Source organism: Treponema sp. Marseille-Q4523, assembly GCF_016901105.1.
Lineage (GTDB): Bacteria > Spirochaetota > Spirochaetia > Treponematales > Treponemataceae > Treponema_D.
On the sequence record NZ_JAFEVM010000029.1, the window covers coordinates 23,576 to 35,803 of the forward strand.

Annotated in this window: 14 protein-coding genes, 1 tRNA gene and 1 pseudogene; 15 read left to right on the forward strand and 1 reads right to left on the reverse strand. The window is 46.6% G+C overall.

Features of this window, described 5'->3' with window-relative positions; translation table 11 throughout:
• Positions 1-181 precede the first annotated feature (181 nt).
• Complete coding sequence (locus JSQ97_RS09625) at positions 182-646, reverse strand: lipocalin-like domain-containing protein (protein ID WP_205075860.1); 465 nt, start codon at positions 644-646, stop codon at positions 182-184.
• Positions 647-949: 303 nt separating this feature from the next.
• On the opposite strand from JSQ97_RS09625, the gene JSQ97_RS09630 reads away from it, so the two are divergent.
• The 15 genes and pseudogenes from JSQ97_RS09630 to JSQ97_RS09700 all read left to right on the forward strand — a co-directional run bounded on the left by JSQ97_RS09630 (position 950) and on the right by JSQ97_RS09700 (position 12,209).
• Positions 950-1,210 carry a type II toxin-antitoxin system Phd/YefM family antitoxin gene (locus JSQ97_RS09630; protein ID WP_205075861.1) on the forward strand — a complete coding sequence of 87 codons (261 nt, stop codon included), beginning with the start codon at positions 950-952 and terminating at the stop codon, positions 1,208-1,210.
• Entirely contained in the window at positions 1,197-1,667 is a 471-nt protein-coding gene (locus JSQ97_RS09635) for a type II toxin-antitoxin system VapC family toxin (RefSeq protein WP_205075862.1), read from the forward strand. Before JSQ97_RS09630 ends, JSQ97_RS09635 begins: the two co-directional genes overlap by 14 nt.
• Before the next feature lie 160 nt (positions 1,668-1,827).
• Positions 1,828-2,877, forward strand: coding sequence for a mannose-1-phosphate guanylyltransferase/mannose-6-phosphate isomerase (locus JSQ97_RS09640; protein WP_205075863.1), 1,050 nt, complete (start codon positions 1,828-1,830; stop codon positions 2,875-2,877).
• A 156-nt stretch (positions 2,878-3,033) separates the two neighbouring features.
• Complete coding sequence (locus tag JSQ97_RS09645) at positions 3,034-3,732, forward strand: HAD family hydrolase (RefSeq protein WP_205075864.1); 699 nt, start codon at positions 3,034-3,036, stop codon at positions 3,730-3,732.
• A 16-nt stretch (positions 3,733-3,748) separates the two neighbouring features.
• Positions 3,749-3,821, forward strand: a tRNA-Ala gene (locus tag JSQ97_RS09650).
• A 67-nt stretch (positions 3,822-3,888) separates the two neighbouring features.
• Positions 3,889-5,604, forward strand: coding sequence for a phosphoenolpyruvate--protein phosphotransferase (gene ptsP, locus JSQ97_RS09655; protein WP_205075865.1), 1,716 nt, complete (start codon positions 3,889-3,891; stop codon positions 5,602-5,604).
• Between the two features lie 31 nt (positions 5,605-5,635).
• Positions 5,636-7,150 (forward strand): ribosome biogenesis GTPase Der, encoded by a 1,515-nt coding sequence (gene der, locus JSQ97_RS09660; protein ID WP_205075866.1) that lies wholly within the window; start codon positions 5,636-5,638, stop codon positions 7,148-7,150.
• Between the two features lie 91 nt (positions 7,151-7,241).
• On the forward strand, positions 7,242-7,577 hold the full coding sequence (locus JSQ97_RS09665) for a MerR family transcriptional regulator (RefSeq protein WP_021329405.1): 336 nt from the start codon (positions 7,242-7,244) through the stop codon (positions 7,575-7,577).
• 49 nt (positions 7,578-7,626) lie between these two features.
• Positions 7,627-8,820 carry a small ribosomal subunit Rsm22 family protein gene (locus tag JSQ97_RS09670; protein WP_239447073.1) on the forward strand — a complete coding sequence of 398 codons (1,194 nt, stop codon included), beginning with the start codon at positions 7,627-7,629 and terminating at the stop codon, positions 8,818-8,820.
• Positions 8,817-9,230, forward strand: coding sequence for a hypothetical protein (locus JSQ97_RS09675; RefSeq protein ID WP_205075868.1), 414 nt, complete (start codon positions 8,817-8,819; stop codon positions 9,228-9,230). Before JSQ97_RS09670 ends, JSQ97_RS09675 begins: the two co-directional genes overlap by 4 nt.
• 134 nt (positions 9,231-9,364) lie before the next feature.
• Positions 9,365-9,613 (forward strand): hypothetical protein, encoded by a 249-nt coding sequence (locus JSQ97_RS09680; protein WP_205075869.1) that lies wholly within the window; start codon positions 9,365-9,367, stop codon positions 9,611-9,613.
• On the forward strand, positions 9,610-10,134 hold the full coding sequence (locus JSQ97_RS09685) for a hypothetical protein (RefSeq protein WP_205075870.1): 525 nt from the start codon (positions 9,610-9,612) through the stop codon (positions 10,132-10,134). Before JSQ97_RS09680 ends, JSQ97_RS09685 begins: the two co-directional genes overlap by 4 nt.
• Positions 10,109-10,366 (forward strand): hypothetical protein, encoded by a 258-nt coding sequence (locus JSQ97_RS09690; protein ID WP_205075871.1) that lies wholly within the window; start codon positions 10,109-10,111, stop codon positions 10,364-10,366. The genes JSQ97_RS09685 and JSQ97_RS09690 overlap by 26 nt, the downstream gene beginning before the upstream one ends.
• A gap of 205 nt (positions 10,367-10,571) precedes the next feature.
• Positions 10,572-10,809, forward strand: a pseudogene (locus tag JSQ97_RS12950) (RHS repeat-associated core domain-containing protein); the annotation flags it as partial.
• 593 nt (positions 10,810-11,402) lie between these two features.
• Positions 11,403-12,209, forward strand: a complete 807-nt coding sequence (locus JSQ97_RS09700) for a leucine-rich repeat domain-containing protein (protein ID WP_205075873.1) — start codon at positions 11,403-11,405, stop codon at positions 12,207-12,209.
• Positions 12,210-12,228 lie beyond the last annotated feature (19 nt).

A 12,228-nucleotide genomic window follows, 5' to 3' on the forward strand; every position in this document is an offset into this window, starting at 1 on the left:
GCTTTCATACCTTATTATTGTATCCGAAAGCATGAGGTATGAAAGATTCCGCACAGAAAGAAAACGCGTCAAGTCTTTTTCATTCTCGACTTATTCGCATAAATCCGAGCAATGGCCGTTCACGGCATAAAAAAGCCGGAACAAGATGCTCTTTTGCCGGTTTTTTTATGTATCCTCAAATTCAGGGAGTAACCTCCGGAGCTGCCTTTATGTCTTGTACCGTAGGACTGGCCGTTCTTTGCGCTTCAAACGATTCTCCTTCGAAGGATGATGTCAGCGTATCGCCGCTGAGCGTAAACGGAACAATTCCCGAACCTCCACCAATAGTTATCTTTACGTTATTACCCGACAACACTTCGTACGTTCCCGAAGTACTTTTAAAAAGTCCATTCTTATTAGGATCAGACATACCATCGATTTTTACTGCGGCAATAAGACTCCCCTTGTCAAAACAAAAATACAGCCGCTGTTCGCCACTACCCATCGGCGTCGGATATACTTCGGTACCCAGTCTTTTTATTTCCCATACACCCTGTATCGATTCCTCCGTTATGGAATCGGCTCCCGTACCGTTACTGCAGCTCACAAAGACAGCAAGCAGCAAACCCGCCGCACCGATAAGCGTGAACATTTTTTTGACTTTCATTTTCGTCTCCTCTTCGTAAACATACGAATGATAAGTGAAAAATATAAAAACAGTGCCGAAATCGAACGCCGTTTTAACTTTAACGCTGCCGACAATAGCATAGAAAAACTTTCTTCTATCGTACCCCCCCCCCCCCCGAAAAAAGTCAAGACAAAATAAGCGACGATCTAAAATTTTCTGCAAACGCCGCGGCGGTGAAAACCTATCGAATCTTGAACGACGACCGTCAGACCAGACCGGTCGTTTCAACCGGTTGATTTTCTAAAACTTTTGTGCTATCTTATATGCAGCGGAGGTATGTATATGCAGGGTACGATCGAAGTCGGTGCGTTCGACGCAAAAACGCATTTTTCCGAACTGCTCCGTAAAATCGAAAAAGGCATTAGAGTTACCGTAACGAAAAACGGCCGGCCCGTCGCGACGCTTACAAAAGCGACCGACGATACTGCACGCGCAAGCGATGCGTGCCGCCGTATCGAAGCGCGGGCAAAACGCATCGCTTCGCGCGGCAAGCCCGTTACACTAAAAGAAATCGGCAAATGGAAAACCGATGGAAGAGCGTAAAATTCCGACGGCCGTCGTCGACGCGTCGTTTATGGCGGCGTATTTTCTCGGACTTTTTACGGGAAAAGAAACTTCGCACGAACAGGGATTTTCGAAAGCGCGCGATGCGATCTCTGCGATCGTTTCGCAAAACGGGCAACTTTTCGTACCGAACATATTCTTTTACGAAATGGGTAATATCCTGCATACCGCTGCACACAAGCGCATCACAAAAACGGAGCAGCATGAAATCGAATACGACTTGTTCGAACTCCCGATCGTGTTCGATGAAAACTGTGATACGGCTCTCATGATGCGGATCCAAGAATTCGCCGATGCATACTCGCTTTCGTTTTACAACGCAGCATATCTTGAACTTTCCGGGCGGCTGCAACTTCCGCTGCTCACATTCGATTCGGTGCTCGAAAACGCAGTACATATCGAAAGTGTACAAAAGTACACATCTAGAAAAACTTAAAAAAGGACATGCACTGTAACTGTACTCGCTGTGCGCGAAGTACATATCGCACAAATGCGACACGCGAGAATACACATTCGCACAAATACGACACGCGAGAATACACATTCGCACAAATACACACCTTGCCCTTCGGCGTCAAGCGTGATACAGTAATCGCATGTTGCCCGTAATCCTTTCGGGCGGTTCGGGCTCACGCCTGTGGCCGCTCTCCACACCCGACGTACCCAAGCAATTTCTTCCGCTCACGGACGCAAAGCAAACGATGATCCAGCAGACGGTCATGCGGCTCGACGGTCTCGATTTTATGTCCTCACCTCTCGTGATATGCAATGAACACCACATCGCTCTCGTCCGCTCGCAGCTTTCGGATATCGGCAAACTGCAGCGTCCCGTCATGCTCGAACCTGTTGCCCGAAATACCGCTCCGGCTATCGCGGCGGCGGCACTGTACTGCCGAGAGCACGAAGGAGACGGTCTTATGCTCGTTCTCCCTTCCGACGCAACGATTTTAAATGTACCCGTATTTCAAAAGGCGGTCGCAAAAGCGCATAAAGCCTCATTGAAAAACAAATACGCGCTGTTCGGCATCGTGCCTACAAGGGCGGAAACGGGATACGGCTATATCGAAACCGAAGAAGGTACGCTCGAAGATGCACGTCCGGTCAAAGCGTTCAAAGAAAAGCCGGACGAAGCGACGGCCCTGCGATACGTTGCGGAAGGAAATTATTTTTGGAACAGCGGTATGTTTGCGATCCCCGCCGAACTCTACCTCGCGGAGATGAAAGCGTTCGCGCCTGAAATGCTTTCTCACGTAAAAGATGCGTACAAAAATGCCGAACGGACGGATACGGCGATTCAACTTAACAAAATCGATTTCGAAGCGATAGAAGGCAATTCGATCGATTACACCGTCATGGAACACACGAAAAACGCCGTCGTCATTCCGCTTGATGCGGGCTGGAGCGATGTCGGCTCGTGGAACATGGTGTGGGAACTTTCCGAAAAAGATGAAAGCGGCAACGCGGCAAACGGCATCGCGTTTTTCAAAGATGCCTCCGGCAATCTCATTCACACCGAAAACGGAAAAGCGGTCGCGCTGCTCGGCATAAAAAATTGCGCCGTCATCGAATCGAAAGACGGACTGCTCATCGCCGATATGCAGTACGTACAGGAAGTAAAAAAAGCCGCCGAACGCTTTTTAAAATAACGGGTCGAATGTCAAGTCTTGGAAAACTCGACTATTCGACGTGTGCGCTCGCCTGAAACGTCGGAGCCAAGTTCCTCGTTGAAAGATGCGCACGCGACTAAAAACTTTTTCGGATGTCGAAACATCCTGCAAAAATTTTATGGGAGCAGCGACAGCATGAAAATCACACGCCTTATATTCGACCTCGACAGTACGCTGTATGCTCCAACTGCGGACATCACGGCGGGATTTCTAAATCGTACGATTGCGTTCGTTTCGGATTTTTTTAACATAAGCCGCGAAGAAGCGCGCGAAAAACGCCTTCGCAATCTGCCGAATTTTTCCACGACACTCGAATGGCTGCAAAGCGAAGGTCTCACCGATGTCGAAGGTTATTTGGCGTATATGCATCCCGAAAGCGAAGCGGACGAACTGGAAGCCGATGCAAACCTGCGCCCGCTTCTCGAATCGATCGGCATACCGAAATCGATTTTAACAAATTCGCCGCTCGAACACGCCGAGCGCGTCCTCAAAAAATTAAACGTCGCCGACGAGTTCGAATCGATTTGCGACATACGCGATTGCAATTTCAAAGGCAAACCCTATGAAACCGCTTACCGCGCCGCTCTCAAAAAATGCGGCGGCACGACGGACGGCACTCTCTTTTTCGACGACCAATTCAAATACGTCGACGGATATGCGGCGCTCGGAGGAGTCGCTGTCCTCGTCGGCACTCACAACGGCACGCCTCTGGGAGCGGGAGCATCTCCCGAGCTGAGCGCCGTTTCCGCGCCTCCTTTGCATCCCGGACGTGTGCTCCGCATGGTCGATATGTATGCACTGCCTGCCCTCTTGAAACAAATCGCCGATTTATAGTATAATAGCGAAATACGGGGATATAGCTCAGTTGGTAGAGCGATAGGTTCGCAATCTATAGGTCACCGGTTCGATCCCGGCTATCTCCAAAATAATCACAAAAGCACCGCTGTTCTGTTTGACACTCCTCCGAGCCGCCGTTATAATAAAATACAAATGAAAATATTTCTCGGCATTCCGGCAGCTGACGGAATCGGACTCGGAAAAGCGTTCGTCATTCCCGAAACGACAAAAAAAAACATCCCTCAAAAAACCGTCCGAGAAGAAGAAAAGGATGCCGGCTGGAAGCGTTTTTTATCGTCGGTACGCGCCGTCACCGAAAGGCTCGATGCCGAACTTGAACACTTGCCGAAAAACACGGCGAACAAAACGCAGCGCGATTTGCTCGAAGCCTATACGCTCATGCTCGGTGATCCGATTTTCGCCGCCGAACTCAAAGATTCTTATGAAAAATCGAACGTAAATATCGAACACGTCGTCGATGTAAAAGCGTCCGAATATGCCGAAAAACTGCGCAACGCGGGCGACGACTATTTGGCCGAACGGGCAAGAGACATCACCGACGTATTCGCCCTCGTGCTCGATGATATGCTGTGCGTCCGCGAATTCGACGCAAACGATGTACCTGAAGGAGCGGTCATCGTCGCGTCATCTCTTTCACCGACGAATACGATCGCCCTTGCAAAACGAAATATCGCAGCGCTCGCGCTCACCGAAGGCGGTCTTTCCAGCCACGTCGTCATATTGGCGCGTAACTACGGCATTCCCGCCGTCGTCGGCATCAACAATATCACACATCAAATTCAAACGGGAGAAACCGTCGTCGTAAACGGCAAAACGGCGGAAGTCATCGCCTGCCCCGACGACGCAACTCTCTGCGAATATCGAAAAAAAATCGAAGAGGAAAAAGCGCACGAAGAAAAGCTTAAAATATTTTTAACAAAATCCGCCGAAACGAAGGACGGCACGAAATTTCAATTGTACGCGAACATCGGCACGCCGGAAGAAGCGGACTTCGCGGTAAAAGAAGGCGCGGACGGCATCGGCCTTTTCCGAACGGAATTTTTATACATGAGCTGTATGCGCGAAACGGCAAACTACGCGTACCGTCCCTTCGACGAAGAAGTGCAGTTCAACGCGTATAAGCACGCGCTCGGCGCTATGAACGGAAAGCCGGTAACGATCCGCACACTCGACGCGGGCGGCGACAAGCTCATTCATTCGGCGGACATTCCGGCTGCGGAAGAAAAAAATCCGCTCATGGGACTGCGCGCCGTACGCCTTTCTCTCGCCTATCCGCAGCTTTTAAAAACACAGCTGCGCGCTTTATACCGCGCAAGCATCTACGGAAACCTGCGCATCATGCTGCCGCTCATCACGACCGTCGATCAGGTCAAGCAGTGCAAATCGATCGCGAAAACGGTGCAGAGCGAACTGCGCGCCGAAAATATTCCGTTCAACGATAAGGTCCCGATCGGCATCATGGTGGAAACGGCCGCCGCCGCCCTGCTTTCCGATTCGCTTGCAAAGCACAGCGATTTTTTTTCGATCGGCACGAACGATTTGACACAGTACACGCTCGGCATCGACAGGGAAAATCCCGCCGTGTCGGGACTCTACGACGAATTCAATTTGGCCGTCCTGCGCCTTATCGCGATGACGGTCGATGCCGCCGGAAAAGCGGGCATACCCGTTTCCGTGTGCGGAGAGATGGCGGGAAAAAACGACAGCGTTCTCGTGCTTTCGGGTATGGGACTTCGCAGTTTGAGTATGAGCGCAAAATTGATTTCCGGCATCAAAGAGCTTTTGTCGCGCTTTACGATCGACGAATTGAATGCGATTTCGGCAAAGCATCTCAATAATTTATATTAATTAATAATTACGGCGAACGGGATTATCGATTATGCAGAAAAAACGCAAACCTGATTTTTCAAAACCGCTCGAAAAAAAGCGCTCGGAATCGCTCGCGCAAAAAGCAACGGATGAAAAGCGCGACAAGCTGTTTGCAAACTGCCCCGTCGTCGTCATTGCAGGACGTCCGAACGTCGGCAAGTCTACGCTCTTCAACCGCTTTATGAAAAAAAATATCGCGATCACCGATCCGACTCCGGGCGTTACTCGCGATCCCGTCGAAGGCACGGCTCTCATCGCGGGAAAACCCGTTCGTCTCATCGACACGGGCGGCTATAAACTCGAACGAAAAACGGGTACGCAGGAAGCCGCCCTCGACGAACTCGTCGTAAACCGTTCGCTCGATGCGATACGGAAAGCCGATTTGATTTTACTCGTCTTCGATGCCGAAGAACTCACCGCCGAAGACGAAGAGCTCATCGGAGAAATGCGTCCGTATCGGGACAAAGTCGTCGCCGTCGTCAACAAAACGGAAGGCGGACGCAACAGAGAACAGGCTTACGATTACGCAAGATTCGGCTTCGGCGATTTGATTTTCATTTCGGCCGAACACGGCGATCACATTCCCGAGCTTTCGGATGCGATCGTTTCGCGCCTCGATTTTTCGTCCGTCGTCGAAACCGACAAAACACCGGTCATACGCATCGCGATCATGGGAAAACCGAACACCGGGAAATCGACGCTCGCAAACCGCTTGACGCATTCCGACGCTTCGATCGTCAGCGATTACGCCGGCACGACGCGGGACGTCGTCGAAGGAGCCTTTTCGTACGGAGGAGCCGACTTTCAAGTACTTGATACCGCCGGCATCCGAAGAAAGACGAAGGTAAAAGAAAACGTCGAATACTATTCCGTAAACCGCGCGATCAAAACGCTCGACGAATGCGACGTCGTCATATTGATGATCGACGCGCAGGACGGATTGGACGAGCAGGTAAAAAAATTGTGCGCGCTTGCGCACGAACGCGGACGCGGCATCGTCTTCGCGCTCAATAAATGGGACACGCAGGAAAAGGGACGCACGGCGTTCCGCAAAGCGGCGGAAAACATCCGCATCATGTTCGGTCACATGGAATACGCGCCGATCGTCGCGCTTTCCGCCCTCGAAGGCAAGGGCATAAAAGATTTGCTGGCTACGGTGCTTGAACTCTACGCTCAGCTTACGCGAAAAGTCGAAACGTCGGTGCTGAACGCGGCGCTCAAAGATTGGCTTTTTCAATACCCGCCGCCCGCAGCGAAAACCGCGCATTTTAAGGTACGTTATATGACGCAGACCGGCGTCAATCCCGTGTCGTTTTTGATCTTTGCGACCAAGCCCGAATCGGTACCGCAGACGTATATCGCCTATCTCAAAAACAGGATCCGCGAAGATTTGGGATTTAATAAAATTCCCGTACAGCTCGAACTGAAAGCGAGCCGGCAAAAATGGGAAGACCGCGTCAATCAACAACCCCGCCCCAAGCGTCGGGGCACAGTGCTCAATGTTTCGCACTGTGTGTTCTCATAAGATGGTTGCAGTCGGCTTTAATACCCTTTATTACGACGCAAGCGTCGGGGTATTAAACCCTCCGCACGAATAAAAACTGACGGAGAGGCAAGTGGCATCGTATTCGATCGGCGACGTAGAAGAGATCACGGGCGTAAAAGCCCACGTACTTCGCTATTGGGAAAGCGTGATACCCGGATTCGCCCCGCAAAAAAATATGGCGGGACACCGCGTGTATTCGCAGCGCGAAATCGATATCATCCTTCGGCTGAAATACCTTATCAATATTAAAAAATTTACGATCGAAGGCGCGCGGAGCCAAATCATCGAAGACGCAAATCGCCTCGAAGACGACGCGGATACGCTACATGCGATCCACGATTTGCGCACCGATTTGACCGACATCTACCTTACGATGAGGAAATACCGAAAGCATGAACCGAACTGACGGCGCAACGCGGTACGAAAAATTTATTAAAAAAAATACCGCGGCAATTTTGAAACGGCGCAGCATGTTTTCAGCCGATGCGATCCCGCCCGACGCACGAAATGTCATCGACGAATTCGACAAGATATTGCAAAGCGTATTTCCCGCAAACGGCAGGCAGCTCGCCTCTCTTCCGAAACACATAAACGCGCTTTCGCACGCGCTCACCGACGAACGGAGCGAACGGAGAAGAGGCTATATGAATGCGCCCGAAACGCTTTCCGCATACGTTCGCTATTTTTCGTGGTGGAACATAGTCCGCTTTACGCGCCTCTTTGCAAACTTTGAAAAAGACGCGTTCGCGCTTTCTAACGGGGATGCCTGCCTCGATGTCGGAAGCGGCCCGCTCACCGCCGTCATCTCGCTGTGGCTTTCCCGCCCCGAACTGCGGAACAAAAAACTTACGTGGTACTGCATGGACATATCGCAGGCATCCCTCGCGCTCGGAGAAAACCTCTACCTTTCGATCGCAGCCCGCGTCCCTCCTTCCGATAAAAGCGCCGAAGCGCATTGGAATATCGTGCGCGTAAAAGGAGAACTCGGAGAGCCGTTACGGCAAAAAGCCTCTCTCATCGTCTGTGCCGACATGCTGAACGAACTGCGCGAAACCGATGCGCGGAGCGACGAAATACGCGCAAAACAGTACGCCTCATCGCTCCTCTCCTATGCGGCAAAAAAATGCGCCCTTCTCGTCATCGAACCGGGTGTGCCGTCCGCCGCACGCATTATCAGCTTGATGCGCGATACGCTGCTTAAAAAGAATATGACGATCGTTTCGCCCTGTCCGCACGAGGGCGCATGCCCGATGAACGGATACCGCGCGCATACGGGAAGCGCGTCGAAGTGGTGTAACTTCGCCTTTTCGACGGAGGACGCGCCCCCTTCGCTTTTGAAACTTTCGAAAGACGCAAAGCTTCCGAAAACGAGAGCCGTCGTAAGTTTTCTCTTTGCCCGAAACGCTTTCGAAAAAGGAAATGCAAAAGCGGCAAGCGCCGAATTTCCGATCCGCATCGTAAGCGACGCCATCGCTCTTCCCGGCCGCGCTTCGGGACACTACGCGTGCAGTCCGCTCGGATTGACGCTCGCAGTTCCCTCATCCGGCATCACCCTTTTTTCGGGCGACCGTATTGCAGTCGGCAAGATCGGCGATCCGGTACGGCTTCCGAAAGACGAAAAAACCGGCGCCCCCGTCATCACCGTGTGAAAAGCATAAGATATGATGCAGCGCGATCAATTGCAATGATAAATAATAAAATATTTATACTTAGTATTATTTTTCTTTGTACAGGTTACTGTTCTAATGCAAAAGAACTTGCCGATTATGATATACCTACGAAGCGAGAACAAAAAGCAATTGACCGAGGAAATCTTATAATAAATGCGCTTGCAGCTTATTACAAAGATAATGGCGTTTATCCGGAAAGTTTGGAAGATTTAACACCGGTGTATTTGGATAAAATACCAAGACCGGGTTTAAGCGACGGTCTTAACTTTCGGACAAAATTCCAATATATTAAATGGCCTAAGAGTTTTAGAATAAGTTTTAGATATGATATGTTCTCTGAATTTTACTATGAATCGTCTGAGGGGAAATGGCGTTATGAAAATCATTGATACCTGTTGACGTTGATGAAATAAAGTAATATTTGGTTACAAAATTCTATAACGGTCGGTCTTTCTTCTTTAGGAAGGAATGATTTATCAAAAAAACTTCAACATCACATTTTATCAAGACATAGTTTGACGGATTGAAAAGTCAATATGGAAAAGCTCCTCTTGAGAAATTGTTGAGTAAAACAATATTCAATCCGAAGCGGTCAGATAAAAAGATTTTAAGGGCTTCACAAAAGGCAATTCAACAGGCTCTGAAAAACGGCGTAACAAATGGAGCTTTCACAACTACTATATATGGCGAAACAGTGACGGCGACTATAGAAAATGGTGTTCCCCAAACAGTTTATGAAGCTGTGATAGTAACAGCGGAGATGTTAAAATGATGGAAAAAAAATTTGATATAAAATATTTAATTGGGAAAAATGAAAAAGAATCAATAAGAAGGATAAAAAAAATAAAGCAGTATGAAAATGATGGAATCAATGATGGCTGGATTTTAATTACTATTGGTAATTATGAGTATGGTAGCATGCCATTGGAAGATTTATCGGAAGGTTTTGAATTATTGGATGTATGGTTCAAATCTTTTAAAGAAGTATATGTACAACTACAGACTACTTCTAAAGTTTTTTTAGATTACTGGGAAAATCCATTTGATTTTTTTGTTTTTGAAAAAAAAGACGGTAATGTCTTTATTCGATACTTCAAAAGATTTTTACCTATAACGGATGGTCGTGTTCAAAAAAGTTTAGTATATGGATTGGAATTATTGGCGGAAACAGTAGTACAAGAAGAATCTTTCTTTAAAATTATACAATGTGTTGTGAATAGTTTTTGGACGGAAATCAGTGAACTTAATCCTATTCTTAAAGATCATATTGAGCAGTTCAAAATTAATTTGTAGTGAATTGCAGGGAATTGATTATTTTTCCGAAAACCCTGCAGCTTTTGAAAAAATTGCAGGATCGCTTCTGCAGGATCATATAAAAAGAGACTTTCTTCGAAGCGATGTTTTATCTATAAGAATTTCGATATTTTTCTGCTTGCAAAAAGCAATCCATCTTACAAGAAAACTCATGGATATTTTCCCTGTTCCCTGTGGCGGCTCCATTAAACAAGATGTGCGTTATAAATAGTCGGCAAGAAATAAGTTCCCGCATGGCATAAAATAATTTTATAACAATCACAAACAATCACAAATAGTATTTTACAATTCGCCATTAGTACATTATAATAAAACAGTTTGAAAGAAATCTCTGCAAGATATTCCCATGAACTGTTTTGCAGTTTCGTTCTTTGACAATTCAGCAGCGGCTCAAAATCATGGCGTTTGAGCTGCAGAACAAGGAGACCGGCTTATACTACTACGGAGCGAGATACTTGGATGCGAAGTACAGTCGATGGATGAGTGCGGATCCGGCGGTGAGTGATTATATACCGATGGCTCCGACTGATGACAACGCTCGTAAACATAACCAACAGCTGCCGGGCATGGGTGGTATTTTCAACATTGTAAATTTGCAACTGTATCACTACGCGGGAAATAATCCGGTGAAGTATACGGATCCGGACGGGAGAGCGGTTCCTCCGATAGCAGCTACGCTTTTTTGGGTTGGACTTTTTACTGTAGCAACTGTAGAGGTATATTTGCAAACACCTCTAGGGAAACAGGGCTCACAAGCTTTAGCAGATACAATATCTTATGGTGCTGAATCTGCCACAAAAACGGTTACAAATACTGTTGTAGCTGTAAAAGCTGCGATTCAAGAAAATATCGAATATTATACAGCGGCAAAAGCAAAGGCAAGAGAATTAACAAAAGAACAAACAGATAAAAAATCTACTGGTTCATATACAATTTATTTTGAATCTGGAAAATCCTATAGTGGAAAAGGAGGGCTAAAGCGAGCTTGTGCTTCAGCGGCTTTCAGAAGTTGGGCTAATCATACTATGCCTACAAATGTTGATTGGACACCATCTTCAAATAATGAAGAAGCTCTTGAGGCTGAATATATCAGAATTCAGGATCATGGTGGTCCAAAATCAAGATATAATGATGCGGACAAATATAATTATAACGAAATTCAAAGCCCTGGTGAATATTTTTATAAAAAGAATCATGGTGGAAGTGAATACCCAAGAAAAATTCCAACCGAAACGGAGTAAATTGCGATGTTGATTGAAAAAGATGGATTAAGACTGTATACGGATAATACGAATAAAATTTCCGAAGCTTCAATAACCGGCTTCACGGATAAAATTAAGACGGAATTACAGTCATATGATCTGAAAAGTCTTACTGTTGACAGCACGGATTGCGTTGATGACTTTTCTGTTATTGCAAGGTTGCGAACACTTTCTTCTCTGACTATAAGGTTTGATTATAAAACAATTGATATTTCGTTTGTGAATGAAATGCCGAATCTGAAAGAGTTGGGCTGCCCGAAATTTACAGGAAGTATTACTAATAAAAATATAACCAGTATTGGTTATAAGTGGCATAAAAAAAGTGATATTTCGCAATGTACTAACCTTGAAAGTGTCAATGTTCATAATTGTGGTGATTTAGTATGTTTTTTTAATCAAATATGTAATTTGCAATTTTTGAAAAAGCTTTCTTTTTTCCGCTTAATTGAAACTTCTTTTCCGTTAAGCGAATTAAATACGGATATAAAAGAATTGCATCTTTCCTATTGTTCAAAGCTTCGAAGTTTAGATAACATCGGTCGTGATTTGCCGAAAATCACAAAGATGACGATAGAAAATTGTAAAAACTTTTGCAGTTACGAATCTTTGTCGGAATTCGAAAATTTGCAAGAATTGAATATTTTTGATTCAACTCCTATTTCCGATGTATCTTTTTTAGCGAACTTAAAAAATCTAACACATATAAAAATCGGAAAAACAAAAATAACTGCTGAAAATAGAGATTTATTGAAAAACGTCAAAAATGTTGATTTATGTATGGTCGGAATCTGATACTTGGACAGTTAATATC

Excerpts from the sequence above, each read along its gene's own strand:
- ptsP (WP_205075865.1), top strand. The coding sequence starts at position 3,889 with ATGAAAATATTTCTCGGCATTCCGGCAGCTGACGGAATCGGACTCGGA.
- JSQ97_RS09635 (WP_205075862.1), top strand. The coding sequence starts at position 1,197 with ATGGAAGAGCGTAAAATTCCGACGGCCGTCGTCGACGCGTCGTTTATG.
- JSQ97_RS09640 (WP_205075863.1), top strand. The coding sequence starts at position 1,828 with ATGTTGCCCGTAATCCTTTCGGGCGGTTCGGGCTCACGCCTGTGGCCG.
- JSQ97_RS09685 (WP_205075870.1), top strand. The coding sequence starts at position 9,610 with ATGATGGAAAAAAAATTTGATATAAAATATTTAATTGGGAAAAATGAA.
- der (WP_205075866.1), top strand. The coding sequence starts at position 5,636 with ATGCAGAAAAAACGCAAACCTGATTTTTCAAAACCGCTCGAAAAAAAG.
- JSQ97_RS09625 (WP_205075860.1), bottom strand. The coding sequence starts at position 646 with ATGAAAGTCAAAAAAATGTTCACGCTTATCGGTGCGGCGGGTTTGCTG.
- JSQ97_RS09700 (WP_205075873.1), top strand. The coding sequence starts at position 11,403 with ATGTTGATTGAAAAAGATGGATTAAGACTGTATACGGATAATACGAAT.
- JSQ97_RS09630 (WP_205075861.1), top strand. The coding sequence starts at position 950 with ATGCAGGGTACGATCGAAGTCGGTGCGTTCGACGCAAAAACGCATTTT.
- JSQ97_RS09645 (WP_205075864.1), top strand. The coding sequence starts at position 3,034 with ATGAAAATCACACGCCTTATATTCGACCTCGACAGTACGCTGTATGCT.